The 24,541-nt window shown below is 62.5% G+C and carries 26 protein-coding genes; 11 read left to right on the top strand and 15 right to left on the bottom strand.

Features of this window, described 5'->3' with window-relative positions; all coding sequences use genetic code 11:
* Window positions 1-294: 294 nt before the first annotated feature.
* A complete protein-coding gene (locus ACFFP0_RS13210; RefSeq protein ID WP_377261270.1) occupies window positions 295-936 on the top strand; it encodes a LysE family translocator in 642 nt (213 codons plus the stop codon).
* 34 nt (window positions 937-970) lie between these two features.
* Here ACFFP0_RS13210 and rlmN read toward each other — a convergent pair whose 3' ends face one another.
* Both rlmN and ACFFP0_RS13200 read right to left on the bottom strand, forming a co-directional pair.
* The gene (gene rlmN / locus ACFFP0_RS13205; RefSeq protein WP_512699791.1) at window positions 971-2,206 is read right to left on the bottom strand and encodes a dual-specificity RNA methyltransferase RlmN; all 1,236 of its coding nucleotides are present in this window, start codon (window positions 2,204-2,206) and stop codon (window positions 971-973) included.
* 219 nt (window positions 2,207-2,425) lie between these two features.
* Window positions 2,426-2,929, bottom strand: coding sequence for an invasion associated locus B family protein (locus ACFFP0_RS13200; RefSeq protein ID WP_377261267.1), 504 nt, complete (start codon window positions 2,927-2,929; stop codon window positions 2,426-2,428).
* Window positions 2,930-3,264: 335 nt separating this feature from the next.
* On the opposite strand from ACFFP0_RS13200, the gene ACFFP0_RS13195 reads away from it, so the two are divergent.
* A complete protein-coding gene (locus ACFFP0_RS13195) occupies window positions 3,265-3,831 on the top strand; it encodes a sigma-70 family RNA polymerase sigma factor (protein ID WP_377261265.1) in 567 nt (188 codons plus the stop codon).
* A 21-nt stretch (window positions 3,832-3,852) separates the two neighbouring features.
* Here ACFFP0_RS13195 and ACFFP0_RS13190 read toward each other — a convergent pair whose 3' ends face one another.
* The 4 genes from ACFFP0_RS13190 to ACFFP0_RS13175 form a co-directional block, all read right to left on the bottom strand.
* Window positions 3,853-4,251, bottom strand: coding sequence for a YkvA family protein (locus ACFFP0_RS13190; protein ID WP_377261313.1), 399 nt, complete (start codon window positions 4,249-4,251; stop codon window positions 3,853-3,855).
* Between the two features lie 65 nt (window positions 4,252-4,316).
* Window positions 4,317-4,619: a 4a-hydroxytetrahydrobiopterin dehydratase gene (locus tag ACFFP0_RS13185; RefSeq protein ID WP_377261263.1), complete on the bottom strand. Its 303-nt coding sequence runs from the start codon at window positions 4,617-4,619 to the stop codon at window positions 4,317-4,319.
* Between the two features lie 19 nt (window positions 4,620-4,638).
* Window positions 4,639-5,229 (bottom strand): RNA 2',3'-cyclic phosphodiesterase, encoded by a 591-nt coding sequence (gene thpR, locus ACFFP0_RS13180; protein WP_377261261.1) that lies wholly within the window; start codon window positions 5,227-5,229, stop codon window positions 4,639-4,641.
* 66 nt (window positions 5,230-5,295) lie between these two features.
* Window positions 5,296-5,961: an arylesterase gene (locus tag ACFFP0_RS13175; protein WP_377261259.1), complete on the bottom strand. Its 666-nt coding sequence runs from the start codon at window positions 5,959-5,961 to the stop codon at window positions 5,296-5,298.
* Between the two features lie 77 nt (window positions 5,962-6,038).
* On the opposite strand from ACFFP0_RS13175, the gene ACFFP0_RS13170 reads away from it, so the two are divergent.
* From ACFFP0_RS13170 to ACFFP0_RS13155, 4 genes are all read left to right on the top strand, one after another.
* Window positions 6,039-6,749, top strand: coding sequence for an ABC transporter ATP-binding protein (locus tag ACFFP0_RS13170; protein ID WP_377261257.1), 711 nt, complete (start codon window positions 6,039-6,041; stop codon window positions 6,747-6,749).
* Window positions 6,746-9,289, top strand: coding sequence for an ABC transporter permease (locus tag ACFFP0_RS13165; protein ID WP_377261255.1), 2,544 nt, complete (start codon window positions 6,746-6,748; stop codon window positions 9,287-9,289). The genes ACFFP0_RS13170 and ACFFP0_RS13165 overlap by 4 nt, the downstream gene beginning before the upstream one ends.
* 234 nt (window positions 9,290-9,523) lie before the next feature.
* Window positions 9,524-10,270 carry a Bax inhibitor-1/YccA family protein gene (locus ACFFP0_RS13160; RefSeq protein ID WP_377261253.1) on the top strand — a complete coding sequence of 249 codons (747 nt, stop codon included), beginning with the start codon at window positions 9,524-9,526 and terminating at the stop codon, window positions 10,268-10,270.
* A 108-nt stretch (window positions 10,271-10,378) separates the two neighbouring features.
* Entirely contained in the window at window positions 10,379-10,936 is a 558-nt protein-coding gene (locus tag ACFFP0_RS13155) for a GNAT family N-acetyltransferase (RefSeq protein WP_377261251.1), read from the top strand.
* Window positions 10,937-10,948: 12 nt separating this feature from the next.
* Here the strand turns inward: ACFFP0_RS13155 and ACFFP0_RS13150 are convergent, their stop codons facing one another.
* The 4 genes from ACFFP0_RS13150 to acnA form a co-directional block, all read right to left on the bottom strand.
* A complete protein-coding gene (locus ACFFP0_RS13150) occupies window positions 10,949-11,338 on the bottom strand; it encodes a DUF2794 domain-containing protein (protein WP_377261248.1) in 390 nt (129 codons plus the stop codon).
* 319 nt (window positions 11,339-11,657) lie between these two features.
* Complete coding sequence (locus tag ACFFP0_RS13145) at window positions 11,658-12,407, bottom strand: DUF1223 domain-containing protein (RefSeq protein WP_377261245.1); 750 nt, start codon at window positions 12,405-12,407, stop codon at window positions 11,658-11,660.
* A gap of 209 nt (window positions 12,408-12,616) precedes the next feature.
* Entirely contained in the window at window positions 12,617-13,354 is a 738-nt protein-coding gene (locus ACFFP0_RS13140) for a TSUP family transporter (protein ID WP_377261242.1), read from the bottom strand.
* A gap of 141 nt (window positions 13,355-13,495) precedes the next feature.
* Window positions 13,496-16,189, bottom strand: coding sequence for an aconitate hydratase AcnA (gene acnA / locus ACFFP0_RS13135; RefSeq protein WP_377261240.1), 2,694 nt, complete (start codon window positions 16,187-16,189; stop codon window positions 13,496-13,498).
* A 273-nt stretch (window positions 16,190-16,462) separates the two neighbouring features.
* On the opposite strand from acnA, the gene ccmA reads away from it, so the two are divergent.
* From ccmA to ACFFP0_RS13110, 5 genes are all read left to right on the top strand, one after another.
* Window positions 16,463-17,107: a heme ABC exporter ATP-binding protein CcmA gene (ccmA, locus tag ACFFP0_RS13130; RefSeq protein WP_377261310.1), complete on the top strand. Its 645-nt coding sequence runs from the start codon at window positions 16,463-16,465 to the stop codon at window positions 17,105-17,107.
* Window positions 17,108-17,372: 265 nt separating this feature from the next.
* Complete coding sequence (gene ccmB, locus ACFFP0_RS13125; RefSeq protein WP_377261238.1) at window positions 17,373-18,032, top strand: heme exporter protein CcmB; 660 nt, start codon at window positions 17,373-17,375, stop codon at window positions 18,030-18,032.
* Between the two features lie 43 nt (window positions 18,033-18,075).
* The gene (locus ACFFP0_RS13120; protein ID WP_377261235.1) at window positions 18,076-18,834 is read left to right on the top strand and encodes a heme ABC transporter permease; all 759 of its coding nucleotides are present in this window, start codon (window positions 18,076-18,078) and stop codon (window positions 18,832-18,834) included.
* 4 nt (window positions 18,835-18,838) lie between these two features.
* On the top strand, window positions 18,839-19,030 hold the full coding sequence (gene ccmD / locus ACFFP0_RS13115) for a heme exporter protein CcmD (protein ID WP_377261308.1): 192 nt from the start codon (window positions 18,839-18,841) through the stop codon (window positions 19,028-19,030).
* The gene (locus tag ACFFP0_RS13110) at window positions 19,027-19,626 is read left to right on the top strand and encodes a DsbE family thiol:disulfide interchange protein (RefSeq protein ID WP_377261233.1); all 600 of its coding nucleotides are present in this window, start codon (window positions 19,027-19,029) and stop codon (window positions 19,624-19,626) included. The genes ccmD and ACFFP0_RS13110 overlap by 4 nt, the downstream gene beginning before the upstream one ends.
* Here ACFFP0_RS13110 and ACFFP0_RS13105 read toward each other — a convergent pair whose 3' ends face one another.
* From ACFFP0_RS13105 to dapF, 5 genes are read right to left on the bottom strand one after another with little or no spacing between them, the layout of a single operon-like run.
* Window positions 19,627-20,217, bottom strand: a complete 591-nt coding sequence (locus tag ACFFP0_RS13105) for a DUF2585 domain-containing protein (protein WP_377261230.1) — start codon at window positions 20,215-20,217, stop codon at window positions 19,627-19,629.
* Window positions 20,214-20,864, bottom strand: a complete 651-nt coding sequence (locus ACFFP0_RS13100; RefSeq protein ID WP_377261228.1) for a septation protein A — start codon at window positions 20,862-20,864, stop codon at window positions 20,214-20,216. Before ACFFP0_RS13100 ends, ACFFP0_RS13105 begins: the two co-directional genes overlap by 4 nt.
* Before the next feature lie 52 nt (window positions 20,865-20,916).
* Window positions 20,917-22,311, bottom strand: coding sequence for a signal recognition particle-docking protein FtsY (gene ftsY / locus ACFFP0_RS13095; protein WP_377261225.1), 1,395 nt, complete (start codon window positions 22,309-22,311; stop codon window positions 20,917-20,919).
* Between the two features lie 18 nt (window positions 22,312-22,329).
* Window positions 22,330-23,604, bottom strand: coding sequence for a tRNA (N(6)-L-threonylcarbamoyladenosine(37)-C(2))-methylthiotransferase MtaB (gene mtaB / locus ACFFP0_RS13090; RefSeq protein ID WP_377261222.1), 1,275 nt, complete (start codon window positions 23,602-23,604; stop codon window positions 22,330-22,332).
* Complete coding sequence (dapF, locus tag ACFFP0_RS13085; RefSeq protein ID WP_377261220.1) at window positions 23,601-24,518, bottom strand: diaminopimelate epimerase; 918 nt, start codon at window positions 24,516-24,518, stop codon at window positions 23,601-23,603. The genes mtaB and dapF overlap by 4 nt, the downstream gene beginning before the upstream one ends.
* Window positions 24,519-24,541: the final 23 nt, after the last annotated feature.

Raw genomic sequence — 24,541 nt, 5'->3', positions numbered from 1 at the left:
CAAGGCATCGAGATCACGATGCCACGCCAGAACCGACCCGGACCAACTCGCAACCGACATTCAACTCCCTCCCGTCAAATGCGGGAAGTGAATCATGATTTCAAATCAAACGCAACTGTAGTACTAATGCATGTCGCGCAAAAGCGTACAGCGGTTTTGCGGCAACGACATGCATGAAACAACCATCTAAAGCCTGTCGCGTGAATCTTTTTTCACGCGACAGGCTTTAGATTGGCATAGCTTCGAAAGCCGGATAAATGGTGCATCCCGTTATCCGGCTATTCGAGCACACCCATGGATTTCCTGCCGAGCCTTGCGACCCTCCTTGCCTTCACCGCCGCCGGCCTGCTTCTGGCGTTGACGCCTGGACCCGACATGACACTGTCGATCGGCCGGGCACTCGCGCAAGGCCGGCGTCCCGCACTTTTCGTCGTTCTCGGCACCAGCCTCGGCGTCGTCTGCCACACGCTGCTGGTCGCCTTCGGCATCTCGGCGCTGATCACGGCTTCGCCGGCCGCGTTCTTCATCCTGAAGACCGGCGGCGCGGCCTATCTTCTCTGGCTCGCGATCCAGGCGATCCGCTTCGGCTCCAGCTTCTCCGTGGAAAAGGTCGAGGGTACAAAGAGCAGCACGCTCGCCAATGTCGCGACCGGCTTCTGGGTGAATATCCTCAATCCCAAGGTCATCATCTTCTTCATGACCTTCCTGCCGCAATTCGTCACGGCGGGCGATCCGTCCGTGACCGGCAAGCTGATCTTCCTCGGCATCTATTTCATCGTGATCGGCATGCCGGTGAACCTGATCGTCGTGCTCGCGGCCGATTGGCTGGCGGGCTGGCTGCAGGCCAACCCGAAAGTCCTGCGCGGCATCGACTACACCTTCGCCGGCGTCTTCTCGATCTTCGCGGCGAAAATCTTCTTCACCCAGGCAAGATAGGAAAAAGCCGGCCTGGCCCTGGCCGGCTTCCTTCTCAATCGTCCTCGCCGTGGCCGGCGATCATCATCGCCTCGAAGGCAAGCCGCTCGGTTTTGCGCATGCGCTCGGATTCCGACTTGAGCTGACCGCAGGCCGCGAGGATGTCGCGGCCGCGCGGCGTGCGGATCGGCGAGGCGTAACCCGCCTGGTTGATGAAATCCGCGAATTTCTCGATCTGCGCCCAGTCCGAACACTGGTAGTTCGTACCGGGCCAGGGGTTGAACGGGATCAGGTTGATCTTGGCCGGAACGCCCTTGAGCAACTGGATCAGCGCCTTAGCGTCTTCCAGGCTGTCGTTGACGTCCTTCAGCATCACATATTCGAAGGTGATGCGCCGTGCGTTCGAAAGCCCCGGATATTTGCGGCAGGCTTCGATGAGTTCCTTCAGCGGATACTTCTTGTTGATCGGCACCAGCATGTCGCGCAATTCGTCGCGCACCGCATGCAGCGAAATCGCCAGCATGACGCCGATCTCCTCGCCGGTCCGGTAGATTTCCGGCACCACGCCGGAGGTCGAGAGCGTGATGCGCCGCTTGGAGAGCGACAGGCCATCGCCGTCGGAGGCGATCAGCAAGGCCGTCTTGACGTTCTCGAAATTGTAGAGCGGCTCGCCCATGCCCATCATGACGATATTGGTGATCTTGCGCTCGCCCGTCGGCACGAAGGCGCCGGGCGGCGTGTCGGTGCCTGGAAAATCGCCCAGCCGGTCGCGCGCCAGCAGCAGCTGGGCGAGGATTTCCTCGGCCGTCAGGTTGCGCACCAGCCGCTGCGTGCCGGTGTGGCAGAAGGAACAGGTGAGCGAACAGCCGACCTGGCTCGAAATGCAGAGCGTGCCGCGCCCTTCCTCCGGAATATAGACGGTCTCGACCTCCACAGGACGGCCCGCCCCGCGCGGCGGGAAGCGCAGCAGCCATTTGCGCGTGCCGTCGTTGGAGACCTGTTCCTCGACGATTTCCGGGCGGGAGATGGTGAAATGCGCCTTGAGCATTTCCCGCATGTCCTTGGCCACATTGGTCATCGCGTCGAAATCGGAAACGCCGCGTATATAGAGCCAGTGCCAGAGCTGGCTGACGCGCATGCGCACCTGCCGCTCGGGCACGCCCTTTTCCTTCAAGGCGTCCGCCATCGCCTCGCGCGTGAGGCCGATCAGCGACGGCTTGCCGCTCATCAGGTCGGGACGCGGCACGAGCGGCGTCTTGAGGGGGGCCATCACGGCCTCGGAAACCGACATCTTGTTATCCCGTCGATACATGGCCCAGTCCCGCGCTCTTGCCGCGGGAGGAAAGGCATGTCTGTCTGTGAAATCCGGATCGGCCCGGAAGGCAATTCAAGCGCCGGACCATCGTCGGGCGCGGCTTTATCATCAAATTGCCGCCGCGTCACTATCTTCCCAAAAGGCGAAAGGCCGGTCGATGACCGGCCTTCACGAAATCGCGCCGCGGAACGGGGCTTACTTGCAGGCTTCGATCTGCTTCAGCGCCGCGGAGATGCCCGACAGCGAATAGGCATAGGAGGTCTTGGTTCCCCGGCCCGAGACGGCGCTCACGCTCATGTTGTGACCGGTCTTCATCGCCGCGACCAGCGCCGGCTCTTCCGCGGCGTTCTCGACCCAGGCAGCCTTGTCCTTGGTGAACATCACGAAATTCTTACCGTCGATGGTCACGGTCACCTTGGAATTCGCCTGCAGGGCATAGCCCATCATCGCCTGCGGCTCGTAGGAAATGTTCTGGCCGGGGCGTTGCGAAACGATGAAGAAGATATCGCCGTGATCGACGCTGGCGGGTTCCTTCGTCGTCGGAACGGACAGCACGTAGCAGACGGTGCTGTTGCCCGACTTGTAGGAATAGGCACCCCATGCCTTGAACTGCTGGATGCGGTTCGGCGTCTGGGCGGAAGCGACGCCGGCGCTCGCCAGCGTCAATGCCAATGCGGTTGCTATTACTCTTACAGACATGGTCTCCTGCCGGTTTTGTCTTCTTTCAACGGCCCGAGCGGGCAAGCCTTGCCAAGCTTGATCCTGATTCGGTTCATTTTGACTTAATTCTGGTTACCAAACCGTCAATCGTGCCGCTGGAATCCTGTGAATGTCCCGATCCGCCACTCCACCCTGCGCGGAATCCTCCTCGCAATGGTCCCCAAGAGCCTCATCCGGCAGGGAATTTCATGCGTTTTGCAGCCCCCAGTGACACAAGGATTGGGGCAAGAGTTTGTCCTTTTCCTAACTGTTCCAATGACATTAGAATGGTCGAATATGACGCGAATCTCATCGGAAAAGTTTGCGTAGAATAAATGGACCTTGACGAGAAAGACCACTTCGCCGGCTTGGCAAAGGCAGTGGCTGATGAGCGTGATCAGACAGCTTTCACGGCGCTGTTCGATTACTTCGCGCCGCGCCTGAAGTCCTGGCTCGTCAAGCGCTCGATGAAGCCGGACGAGGCGGAGGAACTGGTGCAGGAAGTGATGACCATCCTCTGGCATCGCGCGCATCTTTACGATCCCGCGCAATCCTCCCTGTCCACATGGCTTTTCCGCATCGCACGCAATCGCCGCATCGATGCGCAGCGCCGCGCCAGACATCGGAACATGGAAGCCTACGGACCGATGCTTCCCGTCGCCGAGACGCCGGGCGTCGATACCCTGTTCGAAAGACAGGAGCGGGACGAGCGCGTGCGCGCGGCGCTTTCCCAGATTCCGGATGAGCAGATGGAACTGGTGCGGGCAGCCTTCTTCCTCGGCCAGTCCCATTCGGAGATCGCCTCCTCCACCGGCCTGCCGCTCGGCACGGTGAAGTCACGGATCAGGCTCGCCTTCGAGCGTCTTCGCAGGGCGCTGAAGGACCCACCGCCGGAGATATGAGGGCGTCCGCCGCCATCCGCTTTATCTGCTCCGCACCCCGGCACCCATGTCCGGATTGTCCGCCAGGGACCGGTCGGCAGCCTCGTAGTGGCGGTCGGTGATATGTCCCTGGATCATCCGGAAGGCGGCGGCCAGCACCGCGAGATCGTCCGAGAAGCCGACCAGGGCGAAAAAATCGGGTACGAAATCGACCGGCAGGACAAAATAGGCAAGCGCTGCGAGCAGCACGCCGCGCACGCCCGTCGGCGTCTGCGGATCGATCGCGCAGTAATAGGCGGCGACCAGATCGCGGCTGAACGGGACCTGCCGGACGGCGCGCTTCAAGGTCGGCCAGAACCGGGCGCGGACCTGCCGCTCCTGACGGTCCTGCGTATCCTCGTCACCCGGCAGAAGAATCTCGCCGATCTTCACGTCGTCCATGGTCGCTCCGTTCGCCCGGCGCATCTTTCGCGCCGCCATTCAATATGGGCTCTCGACCATGAAGTTCAATTGCGACGCAGGAATGCCTTGTCCATGGCGCGGGCAAGCTTGAAGTCGCGGTCGGTCAGGCTCTTCGTCGCATGCGTGGTCAAAAGCACGTCGATCCGCGAATAGCTGTTGAACCAGTCCGGATGGTGGTTGAGCTTTTCGGCGCTCAACGCACATTCGGCCATGAAACCGAAAGCTTCGATGAAATTTCCGAAGACGAAGCTCTTGAAGATGGCGTCGCCTTCCGGCTTCAACTCCCATCCGTCAAGGGACGTAAGTTCGCGTTCGGCAGCCGCCGCATCCAGTTTCTCGTAGTTCATCGTGAATGCTCCCTCCCTGTTAAAGGAGGCCCTTCACCGGCTCCAGATCGGCGGCATGGGAGTGGCCATAGCTCACGTCCTGCAGCGGAAAGACCTCTTCGGTAAGATAGGGTCCGCCGCCGACCGATTCCTTCGACGACAGCAGCACGAAACGGGAGACCGTGAACGGAGCGGTATAGAAGTTGCCGCGGCCGGAGAGGTAGTGCACCACGTCGTCCAGACGGCAGTTCTTGAGCCGAGCCAGCGTCACATGCGGAGTGAACTTCCGTGGATCGGGGGGCAGGCCAATCCGCTGGCAGATCCGCTCGATTTCCGCCTGGAGCGCGTACATCTCGGGCGATGGAGCCACTCCGGCCCAGATCGAATGCGGTTTTTTCGAACCGAAGGAACCGATCCCGGTCAGTGTTGCCTGGAATTCAGGCCGGTCGATCCGGTCCAGCCTGTCGACGATCTCGTCGGCCGTCCGGCCGTCGACATCTCCGATGAAGCGCAACGTGATGTGATAGTTCTCGACATCGATCCATCGGGCTCCGGGAAGCCCGCCGCGCAGGAGGGAGAGGCTCATGGCCACATTGCGCGGAATTTCGAGGGCGGTGAAAAGTCTCGGCATGGGGACCTCCTCGAATCTTTTGCAGACGCTAACAGCGAATCATGCAATGAAGTTCCGCGCAAGCTGTTATTTTCCCGTAGTATCGATCTCCCCCAGGAAGCGTTCGATAGGCTGGAGCGTCTTTTCGACCATCACCGCCACCCCTTTGGCATTCGGATGCATGCCGTCATCGAGCTGCATGCCAGCGATGGTTGCAACGCCGTCGAGAAAGAAGGGATAGAGCGGAATTCCATATTTGTCCGAAAGCCGCCTGTAGATCGGGTTGAACCGCTCCGCGTAGTCGCCGCCCATGTTCGGTGGCGCCAGGATGCCGACCAGGAAGACCGGTATGCCGCGTTCCTTCAGCCGCGAGATCATCGCATCCAGGTTCTTCTCCGACTGTTCCGGCGAGATGCCGCGCAAGGCGTCATTGGCCCCGAGTTCGAGGATCACCCCTTCCGTGCCGTCCGGCACAGACCAGTCGATGCGCGAAAGGCCTCCGGAAGTGGTGTCGCCCGAAACGCCGGCATTGGTGACGACGACATCGTGGCCTTTCGCCTTCAGCGCCGCTTCCAGCTGCGCCGTGTAGGATTCGGAGGGCGCAAGCTGGTATCCCGCCATCAGGCTGTCTCCGAAACCGACGAGCTGGACCGGCCCGCCCTGATTTCCGCTGCCTTGCGCCGCTGCCGGAAATGCGGCGAAGCCGAGCATGGACATGACGATGAAGTGAAGGAGGCTTGCTTTAAAACTCACGATCCGTCTCCTAGATTGAGCGCTACCGCAATGCGGCATTCGGGTTCGGCTTCACGCCTAATATAGGACGGTTCGCTTTGACTAGAACAATCATCACGCTGAAGAAGGCCGATCTGACGCTGGGCAGCTCGGCAGCCTCCGTGCATGTGCTGAAGAAGATCGACCTGGAAATCCGCGCCGGCGAAGCGGTTGGCATCGTCGGCCCCTCGGGCTCCGGAAAGTCGACGTTGCTGATGGTGCTCGCCGGCCTGGAACGCCTCGACAGCGGCGAGATCGTCATCGACGGCGCTTCGCTTCATACGCTTTCCGAAGACGCCCTGGCGGAATTCCGCGGCCGCAACATCGGCATCGTCTTCCAGTCCTTCCATCTCATCGCCAACATGACGGCGCTCGAAAACGTCGCCGTACCCCTCGAACTCGCCAATACCAAGAACCCTTTCGAGATCGCGAGGCGCGAATTGACGGCGGTCGGCCTCGGCGAGCGGCTGAATCACTATCCGGGCCAGCTTTCCGGCGGCGAACAGCAGCGCGTGGCGATTGCCCGGGCACTTGCGCCATCGCCTTCGGTGCTGATCGCCGACGAGCCTACCGGCAATCTCGACACGGAGACAGGACGGCAGATCGCGGATCTCCTGTTCGCCAAACAGTCCGAACGCGGCATGACCATGCTGCTCGTCACGCACGACAATGCGCTTGCCGCCCGCTGCTCGCGACAGATCCGCGTCCGCTCCGGCGAGATCGTCGGCGATAACGCCGTCCCTGCCCCGGTCCAGATGGTCTCCGCATGAGGCTCTCCCTGCCCCGCCTTTCCATTTCCTTCCGGCTTGCGCTGCGCGAACTGCGCGGCGGCCTCACGGGCTTCTACATATTCCTGGCCTGCATCGCACTGGGCACCGGCGCGATCGCAGCCGTCAATTCCGTCTCCCGTGCCATCACCGATGCCATCGCCAGCCAGGGCCGGGAGATTCTCGCCGGCGACATCCGCTTCGAGCTCAACAACCGGGAAGCCACGGCACAGGAACGCTCCTTCCTCGACAGCCTCGGAACGGTTTCCGTTTCCACGAGCCTGCGCTCCATGGCGCGCAAGCCGGACGGTTCCGAGCAGGCGCTGGTGGAGGTGAAGGCGGTCGATGACGTCTACCCGCTTTACGGCGCCTTCGGATCGGAGCCTGCCGCGCCGCTTGCCGGCCTCCTTGCGAGCGAGGGCGGCACGTTCGGGGCGCTGGCAGCCCCTCTTCTCCTGGAACGCCTCGGCATCAGGGACGGCGACCAGATCCTGCTCGGAAATGCCCGGCTCGTCCTGCGCGGCGCGATCACCGCCGAACCCGACGCGCTGTCCGATGGCTTCGGCTTCGCTCCCCGCCTTCTCGTCAGCCGCGATGCGCTCGCAGCCTCCGGCCTGATCGCCACGGGCAGCCTGGTCGAGCATGCCTACAAGGTGCGGCTCGACGATCCTTCCCTCCGCTCGACCCTGCAGGCGCGTGCCAACCGAGAGTTCCCCAGCGCCGGCTGGTCGATCCGCACCAGCGATCGCGCGGCTCCCTCGCTGACGGAGAATGTCGACCGCTTCTCGCAATTCCTGACGCTGGTCGGCCTGACCGCGCTGATCGTAGGCGGCGTCGGCGTGGCGAACGCGGTGCGCGCCTTCCTCGATGCCAAGCGCACCACGATCGCCACATTCAAATGCCTCGGCGCTCCGGCTTCGGTCGTGACGCTGATCTATCTCATCCAGATCATGATGCTGGCCGCGGTCGGCATCGTGGCGGGGCTTGTCATCGGCGCCATGGCGCCCTTCGTGGCGCTGCAATTCCTGGAAGGCGTTCTGCCGGTTCCGAAGGACGTGACCTTCTATCCTTCGGCGCTGGTGCTGGCCGCACTTTTCGGCCTGCTGATCACCTTCGCCTTCGCTATCCTGCCGCTTGGCCATGCCCGGGAAGTGCCCGCCACGGCGCTTTTCCGTGAGCAGAGTTTCGACAATACCCGACTGCCTTCCTGGCCTTATCTTCTCGCCGCGGGCATGGCGCTCACGGCGCTGGCCGCGCTGTCGATCATGTCCGCCGAGGACCGTTTCATCGCCTCGGTCTTCCTTGCGGCGGTCGCGGGCGCGTTCATCCTGCTTCGGCTCGTCGCCGCCCTGATCGCCGGCCTCGCGAGGCGAAGCCCGCGCGTGAATTCCCCGGCACTCAGGCTTGCGATCGGCAACATCCACAGGCCCGGCGCCCTCACACCTTCCGTGGTGCTGTCGCTCGGCCTCGGCCTTGCGCTCCTCGTCACGCTGGCACTGATCGACGGCAACATGCGCCGGCAGCTCACGGGCCAGATCGCCCAACAGGCGCCGAATTTCTTCTTCGTCGACATCCAGGGATCGGAACGCAACGGTTTCCTCGATATCCTGAAACAACAATCACCGGCGGGCGAGGTGACCCAGGTGCCCATGCTGCGCGGACGCATCCTGGCCTTCAACGGGCAGGACGTGGCGCGGATGAACGTGCCGCCGGCCGGACGCTGGGTTCTGCGCGGGGATCGCGGCATCACCTACGAGGAAAAGCTGCCGGTCAATTCCATATTGACCGCCGGCGAATGGTGGCCGGCGGACTATTCCGGCGAGCCGCTCGTCTCCTTTTCTGCGGAGGAGGCAGGAGAGCTTGGCCTGAAACTCGGCGACACGGTCACGGTCAACGTGCTTGGCCGCAACATCACGGCCCGCATCGCCAATTTTCGCGCGGTGGAATGGGAATCGCTTTCCATCAACTTCGTGATGGTCTTCTCGCCGAACACCTTCCGCGGCGCACCGCATGCCTGGCTCGCCACGCTCACCGACCCGTCCGCAACCGCCCAGCAGGAGGCCTCGATCCTTCGCGCCGTGACCAACGCCTATCCGACGATCACGAGCGTGCGGGTGAAGGATGCGATCGACATCGTCGACCAGCTCGTGGGCCAGCTCGCCACTGCCATCCGCGCCGCAGCCGCGGTCGCCCTCGTCGCCTCCATCCTGGTCCTCTCGGGCGCGCTCGCGGCCGGCAACCGCGCACGCACCCATGACGCGGTCATCCTCAAGACCCTCGGCGGCACGCGCAACATGCTGATGCGCGCCTTCAGCTACGAATATATGATCCTCGGCGCCGCGACCGCCGTTTTCGCGCTCATCGCCGGCGGCCTTTCGGCCTGGTTCGTGGTCAGCCGGATCATGAAGATGCCCTCGACCTTCCTGCCCGACGTCGCGCTCCTGACCCTCGTCGTCTCCCTGGTCCTCACCGTGGGGATAGGTCTTGCAGGCACCTGGCGCATCCTCGGTCAAAAGGCCGCGCCCGTGCTCCGCGAATTGTGAGAGAACCCTTGGGTTGCATATTCGCCGGCCATGAGGGTTCGAATTCCCCTCCGAATATCCCACAGGTTGCCGAATTGCCGCCCGGGCTTGCGTTTTCGGCGGCTAAACCCCTTGTATGTCAGGCGATATCGCATCATATTTGCGGATAGGCTTGCTGGAGCTCCGCAGCGGCGCCCGGGTCTGATAGAAGGGGGCCCGACACCGTGAGTAATTCCGGAGCTTAAAGAGGAAACAATGGCTGACTTCAACAACTACCAGAACCGAATGGCGCAATCTCGCGTCCAGTCGGGTGCGATGATCGACGAGGGCCTCCGCGCCTATATGCTGAAGGTTTACAACCTGATGGCGCTCGGGCTTGCGATCACCGGCGTAGCGGCCTTCCTGACATGGCAGATGGCGGTTGCCGACGGCCAGCTTACGGCTTTCGGCCAGTTGCTCTACACCAGCCCGCTCAAATGGGTTGTCATGCTGGCCCCGCTGGCGATGGTCTTCTTCCTGAGCTTCCGCATCAATTCGATGAGCGTCGCCGCCGCCCAGACGACTTTCTGGGTCTATGCCGCGCTGATGGGCCTGTCGCTGTCCTCGATCTTCCTGGTCTTCACCGGCCAGAGCATCGTGCAGACCTTCTTCGTCACCGCCGCCTCGTTCGGCGCGCTGTCGCTCTACGGCTACACGACCAAGAGGAACCTGTCCGGCTTCGGCTCGTTCCTGATCATGGGCCTCTTCGGCCTGATCATCGCGTCGCTCGTCAACATCTTCCTGCAGTCCTCCGCGATGGGCTTTGCCATCTCCGTGATCGGCGTGCTGATCTTCGCGGGCCTGACCGCCTACGACACGCAGAAGATCAAGGAAATGTACTATGACGGCGATGAAGTCGCGGTCATGGGCCGCAAGGCCATCATGGGCGCGCTGACGCTCTACCTCGACTTCGTCAACCTCTTCACGTTCCTGCTGCAGTTCCTTGGCAATCGCAACAACTAGGCATGCGGGACACGAATACGAAGAAGGCGGCCTTCCGGCCGCCTTTTTTGTTGCTCCCTTCGCTGCCGCGGCATAGGCTCGATCATCCCGCTCAAGAACTCCTCCGCCATGACCTTCAGCCTCCGCGACGCCGCCTCCGCCGATCTTCCCGCCATCACCGAAATCTACCGCGACAGTGTGCTCAACGGTACGGCGAGCTATGAAATCACCCCGCCCGATCAGGCTGAGATGACGAGCCGCTTCGAAGGGATCAGGGCCAGGGGGTATCCCTACATTGCCGCGGAAGGCGAGGACGGAACGCTTCTCGGTTATGCCTATGCGTCCGCCTTCCGCACCCGGCCCGCCTATCGCTGGCTCGTGGAGGATTCGATCTACCTCGCGCCCGAGGCGCGGGGCAAAGGCGTCGGCAAGGCGCTCCTCAAGGAATTGCTTGTCCGCAGCGAAGCACTCGGCTTCCGGCAGATGCTGGCCGTCATCGGCGGCGCGAGCCCTGCCTCCGTGGCGCTGCATCGCGGCCTCGGCTTCGAGCTTGCCGGCACGCTGAAAGGCACGGGCTTCAAGCACGACAAATGGCTGGACACGGTCCTGATGCAGATCGCGCTCGGCGAAGGCAAGACGACGAACCCGGATCTTGCCGCCTATCCCGGTCTGCTGTTCAGCGAATAGCCGCGTCCCGCATCAGTCGATCAACTTCAGCACCTTGTCGAAGACTTTGAGGACCTGCGGCAGCTCGTGGCCGCGCTTCAGGATCATGCCGTGCGTGTTGAGCACCGAATAGGCGCCTTGCTTGTTCGCCAGCCTGGGATTCTTTTCGATCCGGAAAAGGGGCATCTCCCCCGATCGTTTGAAGATGGAAAAGACCGCCCGGTCCTTGAGGTGGTCGATCGCGTAGTCTTTCCACTCCCCCTCACCGACCATGCGACCGTAGATTTTCAGGATCGCATCGAGCTCGCGCCGGTGGAACGTCACCGGAATGGGATCGAGGCTCTGCCTATATTCATTGAGGTTGACGACGACGGTTGTCTCCCGGGATCTTTCTCCTCCCGGCAATTCCGGCTGATCGGTCATCAAGGCTCCCAAATCGTCAAATGTCGGAGATGTGACAGTGTGCCCGAGAGCTTGAAGCGTTTCAAGGCTAAATGGAATGCGCTCGAAAGAGCAACCGGCATTCCCATTGCTGTGGATAGCTGCCGTGAGTTTTTATTCTTGCCCCATTTCGGACAAAACAGTGCCCGATTTCGAAGCGAAATTGAGCATGTTGGTTGGCGCGTTTCTTAGCGCCATATGGCCCGGTCCGGTGGCATTGACCCTTACCCCCAGCCCCCCAATGTTCCTGGGCCGGGCCGCCGACAACTTCCGGAAAAGATGGAGAATCGGACCGTTACGGTCAGTATTTCTTGCGTCCGGCCATAAGGATCGTGGCTCCGAGAATCGCCGCGGGCTCTCCGCCCGGTCCGGAGGACTGCAGCAGAATGGCACAGCCGTCCTTCTTCGACTTGCCCATCAGCTTGCCGGGCAAGGTCAGCTTCATGCTTTGGCCGTTCCATGTGCCGACCGACTGGACGTCATAGACGGCATGCCAGTAGTCCATGGTCTTGCCGCTGTTCTCGCCCTTGGTGATCTCCACCTGCTGCCGTTTGGTGAAATAGGCCACGACCACGTCGGCCTGCCCTTTGCCCTCGCCGATCTCGATCTCGATCTCGTCATCCCGCATGGCGGCGGTCACCGGCACGATGAGTCCCTTGCCGATGTCGCCAAGCTCCTTGACCTTGTCGTTTATCGCGCTCAGGTCCCTGCCCTTGACGTGATCCCGGCCATTGATGACGGCCTGGGGCGTATAGACGCCGCTGCGGCCAAGCGACTTGGCATAGCCGTATTGCCGCTCGGTATTCTCCTTCGAGCTCAGCGTGTCAACCCAGCCGAGATAATTCCAGTAGTCGACATGATAGGAGAGGGCCACCACATCGCCCTGGGCCACGAGATCGCGCAATGTCGTATCCGCCGGCGGGCAGGATGCGCAGCCTTGCGATGTGAAGAGCTCGACGACGCCTTTCGGTGTCCTTACTTCCCCCGCCAGCACCGCGCCCGCATAAAGCAGGCCCGCAAGAACGACTACGGAGCGGAAGCGGAACGGCATGGATGGCTGACCTTTTTATCAGGATATCTGTTATTCACGATTGCTCGCGCCGATCAAGGGGGATCGACATCGGCCAACCTTCGGGATGGCGGAAAGTAACCATCCCGCCCCCTCAAGAGAAAGTCACGAAGGGGTGAGGACCGGATATTTGATCGGCTTTGCCCGATACGGTTGCCTGCGCGCCGGACCTCCCGCAACCGGCAGCCGGATCAGATCAGTCTCAACACACCTTGCGTGAAATAGACGGCGCCGACGCCGGTGACGATCCAGCGCGTCCAGGCCCGGAAATTGGCATCCGTCATCTTCTGCAGAATGCCGTTGCCGGCCCGTGCGCCGAGAATTGCGATGGGAGCGGCGAGCAGGATCGAGATCCAGTCGGCAGGCGGCAAGGCCGAGGCGGCATTCCAGTAGAACGCCACCTTCGTCGCATGCGACGCAACCTGCACCGCCGCCTTGGTGGCGATCACCTTGCGCCGGTCCATCTGGGTGCGGATGAAGAAGATATCGATGGTCGGCCCCGAAACGCCGACGCCCACGGTCAACGCCCCGGCAATCAATCCGCAGACGAGTGCGTGATGCGGCCTGGAGGCGTCGAGCTGCAGCTTGGAAACCGGCAGCCAGACGAGGATGGGCATCAATCCGATCGCAATCGACACGACGATGATATCCGGCTGATAGTCGACGATCAGCAGCACGATGCTGGATATCAAGAGACCCAGGCCGAGGATGCCGAGAATCCTGTAATCGATATAGGCGCGGGAGAACCAGGCGCGCGAACCATTGGACACCATCTGGATGACCCCATGGATGGCGATGGCGGTGCCGACGGGAAACAGGAAAAGCAGGACCCAGAGCAGGATAAGCCCGCCCGCCATGCCGAAGATTCCCGAAAGCAGCGATGTCAGGAAAACGGTAACGGCCATTCCGATGAGGATGACGACGGTCAAGGGCAGGTGACCCTGGATCAGGATGACTTCAGGCCCGGTCGGACTAATATCCGAATCCTGATCTACATCAAGAAGTTAAGGGGAGCATATTGAAAAAGGCATCCGCCGGAACGAACTCCGGCGGATGCTTTCGTTTGTCGCTTAGGCGACGAGGTCACGAAGAACGGTCTGCAGGATGCCGCCGTTGTTCATGTAGATGACCTCATCGAGCGTATCGATGCGGCAAAGGATGTTGATTTCCTTCACCGAGCCGTCGCCGTAGGTGATCTTGGCGATCTTCCATTCGCGCGGCTTGATGTCGCCTTCGAGGCCGTCGATCTCGACGATCTCGTCGCCCTTGAGGTTCAGCGAAGCCCAGGTCGTGCCTTCCTCGAAGACGAAGGGAACGACGCCCATGCCGACGAGGTTCGAACGGTGGATACGCTCGAAGGACTGCGCGATCACGGCCTTGACGCCGAGCAGGTTGGTGCCCTTCGCAGCCCAGTCGCGCGACGAACCGTTGCCGTATTCGACGCCGGCGAAGATGACGAGCGGAACACCCTCGGCCTTGTATTTCATGGCCGCGTCGTAGATCGACATCTCTTCCTTGGACGGATAGTGGATGGTGTAGCCACCTTCCTTGCCGTTCGGGCCGAGCATGTGGTTGCGGATGCGGATATTGGCGAAGGTGCCGCGCATCATCACTTCATGGTTGCCGCGGCGCGTGCCGTACTGGTTGAAGTCCGCGACGGCGACGCCGTTTTCCGTGAGGTATGCACCAGCAGGCGATGCCGCCTTGATCGAACCGGCCGGGGAAATGTGGTCGGTGGTGATCTTGTCGCCGAAGAGACCGAGGACGCGGGCGCCCTTGATGTTCTTCAGGCCGGCGCCTTGTCTGCCCATGCCGACGAAGTAGGGCGGGTTCTGCACGTAGGTCGACTTGTTGTCCCAGGCATAGGTGTCGCCCGCGGGCACGTTGACCGCCTGCCAGTTTGCATCGCCCTTGAAGACGTCCGCATACTTGGTTTCGTAAAGTTCACGGGTCACGTATTTCTGGATGAATTCCTGCACCTCATGCGAGGTCGGCCAGATGTCCTTGAGATAGACCGGCTTGCCGTTCTGGTCCTCGCCGATCGGCTCCCTGGTCAGGTCCTTCTGCACCGTGCCGGCCAGCGCATAGGCGACGACGAGCGGCGGCGAAGCGAGGTAGTTGGCCTGGACGTCCGGCGAGATGCGGCCTTCGAAGTTGCGGTTGCCCGAGAGCACGCCCGAAACGATGAGGCCCTTGTCGTTGATCGTCTTGGAGATCGGCGCCGGCAGCGGCCCGGAATTGCCGATGCAGGTCGTGCAGCCGAAGCCGACGAGATTGAAGCCGAGCTTGTCGAGGTCAGCCTGCAGGCCGGACTTGGCGAGGTATTCGCCGACGACCTGCGATCCCGGTGCGAGCGAGGTCTTGACCCACGGCTTGGACTTCAGGCCCTTGGCGACCGCATTGCGGGCAAGAAGGCCGGCGGCGATCAGAACCGACGGATTGGACGTGTTGGTGCATGACGTGATCGCGGCGATCGCCACGTCGCCATGGCCGAGATCGAAGTCGGTGCCTTCGACCGCATAGCGGTTGGAGAGCTGGCCGGGCTTCTTGTATTCGCCTTCCAGCGACGTCGCGAAACCGGAAGCGATGTTTTCGAGCGGGATGCGGCCTTCCGGACGCTTCGGGCCGGCCATCGAGGGAACGACGTCACCGAGATCGAGTTCCAGCGTGTCGGTGAAGACGAGGTCGGAACCGTCGCCCTCGCGCCACATGCCCTGCGCCTTGGAATAGGCTTCGACCAGCGCAATGCGCTCATGCGTGCGGCCGGACATGGTGAGGTAGTTGATGGTTTCGCCGTCGACCGGGAAGAAGCCGCAGGTCGCGCCGTATTCTGGGCCCATGTTGCCGATCGTCGCGCGGTCGGCCAGCGGCATGTTGTCCATGCCCGGGCCGAAGAATTCGACGAACTTGGAAACGACGCCCTTCTTGCGCAGCATCTGCACGACGGTGAGCACGAGGTCGGTCGCCGTGACGCCTTCCTTCAGCTTGCCGGTGAGCTTGAAGCCGATGACTTCCGGCAGCAGCATGGAGACCGGCTGGCCAAGCATCGAGGCTTCCGCTTCGATGCCGCCGACGCCCCAGCCGAGAACGCCAAGGCCGTTGATCATCGTGGTATGCGAGTCGGTGCCGACGCAGGTATCCGGATAGGCGACCGTTTCGCCGTCCTCTTCCTTGGTCCAGACCGTCTGGCCGAGATATTCTAGGTTGACCTGATGGCAGATGCCGGTGCCGGGCGGAACGACGCGGAAATTCTTGAACGCCTGCTGGCCCCACTTCAGGAAGCGGTAACGCTCGCCGTTGCGCTCGTATTCGAGCTCGACGTTCTTGGCGAAGGCCTGCGGAGTGCCGAATTCGTCGACGATGACGGAGTGGTCGATGACGAGATCGACCGGGACGAGCGGGTTGATCTTCTCCGCATCGCCGCCGAGCGCCTTGATGCCGTCGCGCATGGCTGCGAGGTCCACGACGGCCGGAACGCCGGTGAAGTCCTGCATCAGGACGCGCGCGGGACGGTAGGCGATTTCCGCCTCGGTGAGACCCTTGTTGTTCAGCCATTCGGCGACGGACAGGATCTGCTCCTTGGTGACCGACTGGCCGTCTTCGAAACGCAGCAGGTTTTCGAGCAGGACCTTCATCGAAAAGGGCAGCTTGGAAACGCCGGCAAGGCCGTTCGCTTCTGCCTTCGGAAGGCTGTAATAGACATAGTCCTTACCGCCTACGGTAAGGACGGAGCGACAATTAAAGCTGTCGAGAGATTTGGTCACGGAAAACAACCCCGCTGATATCAAGAGCCAACACGCGCGTGCGGACGCCTATGCACTGGAATGCACTATAGGATGCGGGTGCGACCATTTCCGCTGTCCGCACGAGAAGATTTTTGAGGTCCTCAGGTCCGGCGCTAGGTGGAAGTCACGCCGGCCGCTGGCGTGGTTGCACCGCTTATAGATAATTTCTAAGAAGGGTTCCAGACACTATGAGCCCCATCTCGAACAATTTTTTAGGTCGAGATGATGAAAATGCTAACGAAGGTCCTTCCGATGCGGCTGGCGGCCGAAAATGTGAGCGCAAGACGCGGCGAAGACCTGATTTTCAAGGGCATCTCCTTCGACCTCAAAACGGGCGACGCTCTGGTCCTGACCGGCCGGAACGGGTCCGGAAAATCGACATTGCTGCGCGTCGTCGCCGGCCTGCTGCGCCCGGAGACGGGCCGCGTCGCATGGAATTCCGAAAGGGCCGAATCGGGCATGCGCGCCGCCGAGGCCTGCCACTATCTCGGCCACCGGAACGCCATGAAGGCGGAGCTTTCCGTTTTCGAGAATCTCTCCTTCTGGAAGGACTTCTTCGGCGATTTCGACGGTGGCAAAGGGGTTTCTGTCGGAGAGGCGGCCGAGGCCGTCGGCCTCGGCGGAATCACCCACCTGCCCTTCGGTTATCTCTCCGCCGGCCAGCAGCGCCGCATGGCGTTTGCCAAGCTGCTCGTCTCCTATCGTCCGGTCTGGATTCTCGACGAGCCGACCGCGGCGCTCGACGTGAATGCGGAAGCCGTCTTCACGACCCTGATCAAGATGCATCTCGATGAAGGTGGCATCGTGCTCGCCGCAACCCACCAGCCGCTCGGGCTGGAGAATGCGAAGGAACTGAGGATGACGGGATTTGCGGGCACGATGGAGGAGAGGTGGTGACGCATTTTCATTCTCCTGCCTGCGCTCCCGTCACCCCCCTCTGCCCTGCCGGGCATCTCCCCCACAAGGGGGGGGATCGGATAGCAGCAAGGTCCCGCCCTCCATATAAGCTATCAATTGCCGCCCCGACCGCCGGCCCAGTTATCGCACCGGAGCACATGTTAGACGATCGGGGAAGCCGGCGCGCCTTGCCGATCTCCCCCCTTGTGGGGAAGGTGCCCGGCAGGGCAGAGGGGGGTAATCAACGCACCGGGGAACAGATACAATGATCTCCCTCCTCCTTCGCGACCTTAAACTTTCGGTACGCGCCGGCGGCGGGGCGCTGATCGGCGTCCTGTTCTTCATGACGGTGGTGGCGGTCATTCCCTTCGGCGTCGGGCCGGACCTCAATCTCCTGTCGCGCATCGGCCCGGCGATCGTCTGGATCGGGGCGCTGCTTTCCGCCCTTCTCGGCCTGGACCGGATGTTCCAGACGGACCGGGAGGACGGTTCGCTCGACCTGCTGCTGATGCAGGAGCACCCGCTGGTTCTGACCGTACTGGTCAAATGCCTGGCGCACTGGCTCGGCAACGGCCTGCCGCTGGTCATCGCCTCGCCGCTGCTCGGCCTCTTCATGAACATGAGCGAGCTTGCGATCGGAGCGACCATGCTGACCCTGCTCGTCGGCACGCCGGCCCTCACCTTCATCGGCGCTGTCGGCGCTGCGGTTGCGGTGGCGCTGCCCCGCGGCGGGCTGCTTGTCTCGATCCTCGTCCTGCCGCTTGCCATTCCTGTCCTGATCTTCGGTGTCAGCGCTTCCTACGCCGCGGTCGAGGACCCCGCCCCTTTTATGCCGCCTTTTCTGATATTGGTGGCGATCACGATGTTTTTTGCCGTGCTCGGTCCGCTCGGCGCGGCATTGGCTTTGAGAAATGCCGGTGATTGACTAGAATCAAGACATTCTTGGCGTCCTGCACTAGAAAGCGTTCATGACCGAAAGCCTCGCCATCACGAAATTCAGCGATCTCGCCAACCCGACGCGATTCCTGGCGCTCGCGGCGCGCATATTGCCCTGGATGGCGGCCCTGACCGCGCTCCTTTTCGCGCTCGGGCTTTACCTGAGCTTCACGACCGAAGGCGATTACCAGCAAGGCCAGACGGTGCGCATCATGTATGTCCACGTCCCCGCGGCGTGGTTGTCGATGATGTGCTATACGGTCATGGCCGTCTCGGCGATCGGCACGCTGGTCTGGCGCCATCCTTTGGCCGACGTGTCGCACAGGTCCGCAGCGCCGCTCGGCGCCGCCTTCACGCTGATCGCGCTCGCCACCGGTTCGCTCTGGGGCAAGCCCATGTGGGGTACATGGTGGGTATGGGACGCGCGGCTGACTTCCGTCTTCGTCCTTTTCCTGATGTATCTCGGCCTCATCGCCCTGAACCGCGCCATGGACGATCCCTCCCGGGCCGCCCGCGTCTCCGCCGTGCTGATCCTGGTCGGTTTCGTCAACATTCCGATCATCAAATTCTCGGTCGACTGGTGGAACACGCTGCACCAGCCGGCGAGTGTCATCCGCATGGACGGCCCGACCATAGACCCGGAATTTCTCTGGCCGCTTCTCGTCATGGCGGTCGCCTTCACCCTGCTTTTCTTCACCCTGCATGTGATGGCGATGCGCAACGAGATCTGGCGCCGCCGCGTGTCGGCCCAGCGCCGCATGTCGGCGCGTCTGGCGGGACGGGAGGCGTGAGATGATGACGCATGCCTTCTACATCGGGACAGCCTACGCCGTCACGGCTTTGATCACCCTCTGTCTCATCGGCTGGGTATGGCTCGACGGCCACGCCCGCCAAAAGGAACTGGCCGAACTGGAAGCTTCCGGAATCCGCCGCCGTTCCGCACCGCAGAAGCCGCAGGGCGATGCAGCCCAGGGAGACAGCGCATGAGTGTCGAAACCGAAAACAGGCCGGCGGAACGCAAGGGGCTGGCGCGCTACGCGCTGGCGCTGGTTCCCCTCGTCGTCTTCCTGGGCTTTGCGGGCGTGGCGGGCAAGATGCTCTACGACCAGGACGTCAACGGCCGCGACATCTCCGCCATCCCCTCGGCGCTGATCGGCAAGAAGGCGCCGTCGCTTTCGCTTCCCTCTCTGGAAGGCTCCGGTACGGCGGCGCTGACCGATGCGGCGATCACCGGCAAGCTGACGCTCGTCAACGTCTTCGCCTCCTGGTGCGTGCCCTGCCGGCAGGAACATCCGATCCTCAAGGAACTGGCAAACGATAGCCGACTCACAATCGTCGGCATCAACTACAAGGATCGCAATGACAACGCATTGCGCTTCCTCGGAGAGCTCGGCAATCCCTACAACGCGATCGGCGTCGATCCGAACGGCAAGGCCGCGATTGACTGGGGCGTCTACGGCATCCCGGAAAGTTATCTGGTCGGCCCGGACGGGACCATACTCTACAAGAGGGTCGGGCCTTTCGACGAGCGGAGCCTGACGCAGGAACTCCTGCCCGCGATCGAAAAGGCCGCAAGGGGCTGATCAGGGCAGTGCCGCCTGCCACTCCCGGATTGCGTCGACCGGCCAGACGAGCATCAGCACGTTGAGCGTCAGGTTGTCGCGGATGATATAGGCCGTCAGCAGTTCGAAGAAGATCGCGATCGCCACCGTCAGCCAGACGGGCAGGCGCGCCGCGGCGAAAAAGCCGAGTATCATGAAGACGGTGTCCATGGCCGAATTCAGGATGCTGTCGCCGCTGTAACCGAGCGCCATCGTCGCCGTGCGGTAGCGGTCGATCACCATTGGCGAGTTTTCCGCGATCTCCCAGGCCGCCTCGATCAGCACCGCGAGCGAAAGCCGCGCCGTCAGCGGCGCGCGGCGGAGGATGAGCCAGCCGAGACCGTAGAACAGGAAGCCGTGGATGATGTGCGACGGCGTGTACCAGTCCGAAAGGTGCTGCGAATTGCCGCTGGTGTTCACCCCACCTTCCCACAGCTTCACGTAACCGCATTCGCAGATCGGAATGCGGCCCATGACATGGAGAATGGCGATCTGCAGCAGCAGGAGGGCAAGGGCGCCGAGGAGCCAGCGCTTCGATGCGGAACCGGGGGGGGAGAGTTCGGCCGTGGTCACTTCTCGGTTTCCGCAGCCTGTTCCTGGACCGTGTGACGCATGATGAGCGGCATCTGGGCGAGCGTGAATGCAATGGTGATCGGCATCGTGCCCCAGACCTTGAAGTTGACCCAGACCGTATCGGAGAAATTGCGCCAGACGACCTCGTTCAGCACCGCGAGGAAAAGGAAGAAGAGCCCCCACCGCAACGTGAGCTTCTTCCAGCCGGTCTCGTCGAGCTGGAACGCCGCATTGAAAACGTAGCCGAGCAGCGACTTGCCGAACATCAGGCCCGCGAGCAGCGTCACGCCGAAGAGCGAGTTGACGATGGTCGGCTTCATCTTGATGAAGGTTTCGTCCTGCAGCCAGATCGACAACGACCCGAAGACAAGGACCACGACGCCGGAGACGAAGGGCATGACCGGCAGATGATGGAAGACGATCTTGGAGATGACCAGCGAAACGACGGTGGCGACCATGAAAAGCGCCGTCGCGACGAGCAGCGGCCCGCCGATTGCCGTAAGCGCCGGGAACGTGTTGACCAGCCATTCGCCACGCAGGTTGCCGAAGAAGAAGACGAGAAGCGGGCCGATTTCCAGCGCGAGCTTCAGCATCGGATGCTGCTTTTCTTCCTTGGTCGGCGTGATGTCGCTTTCGATCGTCTGCATGGGTCCCACTTCAAGGCTGCTGTTCACAGAGCCAAATCGTCTTTCTGTGTCATCAATGCGTCAAACCGGCAATAGCCTTGGCGAAATCCTGCGCCTCGAAAGGTTCCAGGTCGTCGATGCCTTCGCCGACGCCGATGAAATAGACCGGCAGCTTGTGCTTGGCGGCGATGGCGACGAGAATGCCGCCGCGCGCCGTACCGTCGAGCTTGGTCATGATGAGGCCGCTGACGCCCGCCACGTTGCGGAAGATCTCCACCTGGTTCATGGCGTTCTGGCCGGTCGTCGCATCCAGTGTCTGCAGCACGGTATGCGGCGCATCCGGATCGAGCTTGCCGAGCACGCGGACGATTTTTTCGAGCTCCGCCATCAGCTCCGTGCGGTTCTGGAGGCGGCCGGCCGTGTCGATGATCAGCACATCCGATTTGTTGGCCCGCGCCTGCTCGTAGGCGTCATAGGCAAGCCCCGCCGCGTCGGCGCCGAGCTTGGTGCCGATGAATTCCGATCCGGTGCGGTCCGCCCAGATCTTGAGCTGCTCGATCGCAGCCGCACGGAACGTATCGCCGGCGGCCAGCATGACCTTGAGGCCGGCTCCGGAAAGTTTCGCGGCCAGCTTGCCGATCGTCGTCGTCTTGCCGGTGCCGTTGACCCCGACGACGAGGATGACATGCGGCTTGTGATTGAGATCGAGCTGCAGCGGCTTGGCGACGGGCGAAAGCACCTTGGTGATCTCGCCGGCCATGATCCGCGAGACGTCCTCGCCGGTCACATCCTTGCCGTAGCGCTCCGAGGACAGCGCGCCGGTGATGCGCATCGCCGTCTCGACGCCGAGATCCGCCTGGATCAACAGGTCCTCCAGCTCTTCCAGCGTATCCTCGTCCAGCTTGCGCTTGGTGAACAGCGCCGTGATCTGGCCCGTCAGTTGCGACGACGTGCGGGCGAGACCGGCGCGCAGGCGCTGGAACCAGGTGAGTCTCGGAGCGGGCGCTGCGGCAACGGGTTCCGGTTCGGGGAGCGCGGTGGAGAAACCTTTGGGGAGAGCGGGCACCTCACGGCTGCCATTCTCGGCAGAGGTGGATAAATCCGCAGCAGGAACCTCTGATGCTTGCCCGGCCTCGGCTTCCGCCTCCAGCAAGGACAGCGGCGCCACGCCGGTATCGGACGCGTCTTCGGCATCGGGAAGAATCGGAAGCGTTTCCTCTTCCTCGGTCTCGGATTCGGAAAGCTCGACGTTTTCCGCAACGTCGTCCGCCGAAGGACCGCCGGCGGTCTCGATCTCCGTCGCAGCGACCGGATCGACGGGCGAGACCGGCAAATCTTCGTCGTGGGGCCGCGGCTCCGGCTGCCCGGCCTCGACGGCGGCAATCTCGTCCGGCCTTTCCGCTTCGGGTGCCTGCTCCTCGGCGGGCTTGCCGAAGGTGAAGACGCGTTTGATGAAGCTCAATGCCATGAGAAATCCGTCTTCCGGTTATGCCGCCATTGCCGGCGCCACCTGCATTTCCAGGTGCCTGCCGTTGTGGCCGGTAATGATAACGCGCTTGAGGTCGCGGGGAACAAGGCCCGGCGCCGCGACCAGCGAAAAGTTTTCCGTATGCGCCATGCCGTTCATCTCGATGATGATCGTCTGCTCGGTCCCGACCATGCGGTCGAGATGGGCATGGTGCAGCGCCTCGCCGCGTGAACGAAGCCGCGCCGCGCGATCCTTGACCAGCCTCCGGTCGACCTGCGGCATCCGGGCTGCCGGCGTGCCGGGCCGCGGGCTGTAGGGAAAGACATGCAGGAAGGAAATGCCCGCCTCTTCCGCGTGGCGTACGGCATTCTCGAACATCTCCTCCGTCTCGGTCGGGAAGCCTGCGATCATGTCGGCCCCGAAAGCGATGTCGGGCCTCAGGCGGCGTGCCTGCTCGATGAAGGCGAGCGCCTCGGCGCGCGAATGGCGCCGCTTCATCCGCTTCAGGATCAGGTCGTCGCCATGCTGCAGCGAGAGATGGAGATGCGGCATGAAGCGCGGTTCGTCGGCGATCAGATCCCACAAATGCTTGTCGGCTTCGATGCCGTCGATCGACGACAGGCGGAGCCGCAGGATGTCCGGCACCTGTTTCAGCAAGGTCTTGGCGAGATATCCGAGCGACGGCTGGCCCGGCAGGTCGGCGCCGTAGCTGGTGGCGTCGACGCCGGTCAGCACGATCTCGCGATAACCGCTTTCCGTGAGCTTGCGGGCCTGTTCGACCACGGCGCCCATCGGCACCGAGCGGGAATTGCCGCGACCATAGGGGATGATGCAGAAGGTGCAGCGGTGGTCGCAGCCGTTCTGCACCTGGATGAAGGCGCGCACATGCCCGTCGATATGCCTGACCATCTGGGGTGCGGTGGCCTTGACGCTCATCATGTCGTTGACGCGGACTTTTTCTTCCGCCGGCACGCCGAAATCCGGCAGTGACCGGTAGGAAGCGCCTGTCAGCTTCTCCTCGTTGCCGAGCACGGCGTCCACTTCCGCCATGTCGGCGAAGGTCTGTGTCTCGGTCTGCGCCGCGCAACCGGTGACGATGATGCGGGCATGCGGATTTTCGCGCCGCGCCCGGCGGATCGCCTGGCGGGCCTGCCGCACCGCCTCGCCGGTGACGGCGCACGTGTTGACGAGGATCGCATTGTTGAGCCCCGCCTTTTCGGCCTCGGCCCGCATCACTTCCGATTCATAGGTGTTGAGCCGACAGCCGAAGGTGATGACCTCGACGCCGCTCACTTCGCAAGGCTCCCGGGGGCCACGCTTTCCGGCTCTTCATCGCGCAGGAAGACACCCGTCGCCGGGTTCACCTTGCCGGACCACTCCCATTCGGCAGGGCCGGTCATGACGACGTGGTCGTCTTGGCGCCATTCGATGACGAGCGGCTGGCGGACCGGGCTGGAGGCCACGTCGATCGTCACCTTGCGGCCGGTGCGCCCGGTGCGGGCGGCAGAAACGGCGCAGGCGCAGGCGGCCGAGCCGCAGGCGAGCGTCAGCCCCGCGCCACGCTCCCAGGTACGGGTACGCAGCGACGCGTCCGAGGTGACCTGGGCCAGCGTGATATTGGCCTTTTCCGGAAACATCGGGTGGTTTTCGAGGAGCGGGCCGAAACGCTCGAGATCGAAACTCATCGGATCGCGGTCGACCCAGAAGATCGCATGCGGATTGCCCATCGACATGGCCGACGGTGAATGCAGCATGGGTGCGTCGATCGGGCCGATCTGCAACTCGATGCGGCTGGTGTCGAAGAATTCCTCGGCGAGCGGGATCTTGTTCCACTCGAAGACGGGCTTGCCCATGTCCACCGAAATCGTCCCGTCCTCGTGCTCGACGGCGTTGAGAATGCCGGCGACGGTCTGGAAGGTGAAGGCCTTGCGGCCGGTCTCGGCGGCGAGCGCCTGCACGACGCAGCGCGTGCCGTTGCCGCAGGCCTGCGCCTTGGAGCCGTCGGAATTGAGGATATCGATGAAGGCGTCCGTGCCCTGGGCCTTCGGATCATGGATCGCCATGATCTGGTCGAACCGGGTGGCGGGATCGGCGTTGAGCGCGATTGCGGCCTCCGGCGTGACCTTGTCGGCGCGACCGCGCATGTCGACGACCAGGATCTTGTTGCCAAGCCCGTTCATCCGCGCGAATTCGACCAAATCTGCCATGACGCCAATCCATCCGTGCAATT

It is taken from the genome of Neorhizobium puerariae, from assembly GCF_042429745.1.
In the GTDB taxonomy this organism is placed as follows: Bacteria; Pseudomonadota; Alphaproteobacteria; order Rhizobiales; family Rhizobiaceae; genus Neorhizobium; species Neorhizobium puerariae.
Note: the sequence above shows the minus strand (reverse complement) of the source record. Positions and strands in the feature narration are given on the sequence as shown.

Bases quoted from the DNA above. Each gene is read 5' to 3' on its own strand.
- ACFFP0_RS13210 (WP_377261270.1), top strand. From the start codon at position 295: ATGGATTTCCTGCCGAGCCTTGCGACCCTCCTTGCCTTCACCGCCGCC.
- rlmN (WP_512699791.1), bottom strand. From the start codon at position 2,206: ATGTCGGTTTCCGAGGCCGTGATGGCCCCCCTCAAGACGCCGCTCGTG.
- ACFFP0_RS13200 (WP_377261267.1), bottom strand. From the start codon at position 2,929: ATGTCTGTAAGAGTAATAGCAACCGCATTGGCATTGACGCTGGCGAGC.
- ACFFP0_RS13195 (WP_377261265.1), top strand. From the start codon at position 3,265: ATGGACCTTGACGAGAAAGACCACTTCGCCGGCTTGGCAAAGGCAGTG.
- ACFFP0_RS13190 (WP_377261313.1), bottom strand. From the start codon at position 4,251: ATGGACGACGTGAAGATCGGCGAGATTCTTCTGCCGGGTGACGAGGAT.
- ACFFP0_RS13185 (WP_377261263.1), bottom strand. From the start codon at position 4,619: ATGAACTACGAGAAACTGGATGCGGCGGCTGCCGAACGCGAACTTACG.
- thpR (WP_377261261.1), bottom strand. From the start codon at position 5,229: ATGCCGAGACTTTTCACCGCCCTCGAAATTCCGCGCAATGTGGCCATG.
- ACFFP0_RS13165 (WP_377261255.1), top strand. From the start codon at position 6,746: ATGAGGCTCTCCCTGCCCCGCCTTTCCATTTCCTTCCGGCTTGCGCTG.
- ACFFP0_RS13160 (WP_377261253.1), top strand. From the start codon at position 9,524: ATGGCTGACTTCAACAACTACCAGAACCGAATGGCGCAATCTCGCGTC.
- ACFFP0_RS13155 (WP_377261251.1), top strand. From the start codon at position 10,379: ATGACCTTCAGCCTCCGCGACGCCGCCTCCGCCGATCTTCCCGCCATC.
- ACFFP0_RS13150 (WP_377261248.1), bottom strand. From the start codon at position 11,338: ATGACCGATCAGCCGGAATTGCCGGGAGGAGAAAGATCCCGGGAGACA.
- ACFFP0_RS13145 (WP_377261245.1), bottom strand. From the start codon at position 12,407: ATGCCGTTCCGCTTCCGCTCCGTAGTCGTTCTTGCGGGCCTGCTTTAT.
- ccmA (WP_377261310.1), top strand. From the start codon at position 16,463: ATGCGGCTGGCGGCCGAAAATGTGAGCGCAAGACGCGGCGAAGACCTG.
- ccmB (WP_377261238.1), top strand. From the start codon at position 17,373: ATGATCTCCCTCCTCCTTCGCGACCTTAAACTTTCGGTACGCGCCGGC.
- ACFFP0_RS13120 (WP_377261235.1), top strand. From the start codon at position 18,076: ATGACCGAAAGCCTCGCCATCACGAAATTCAGCGATCTCGCCAACCCG.
- ccmD (WP_377261308.1), top strand. From the start codon at position 18,839: ATGACGCATGCCTTCTACATCGGGACAGCCTACGCCGTCACGGCTTTG.
- ACFFP0_RS13110 (WP_377261233.1), top strand. From the start codon at position 19,027: ATGAGTGTCGAAACCGAAAACAGGCCGGCGGAACGCAAGGGGCTGGCG.
- ACFFP0_RS13100 (WP_377261228.1), bottom strand. From the start codon at position 20,864: ATGCAGACGATCGAAAGCGACATCACGCCGACCAAGGAAGAAAAGCAG.
- ftsY (WP_377261225.1), bottom strand. From the start codon at position 22,311: ATGGCATTGAGCTTCATCAAACGCGTCTTCACCTTCGGCAAGCCCGCC.
- dapF (WP_377261220.1), bottom strand. From the start codon at position 24,518: ATGGCAGATTTGGTCGAATTCGCGCGGATGAACGGGCTTGGCAACAAG.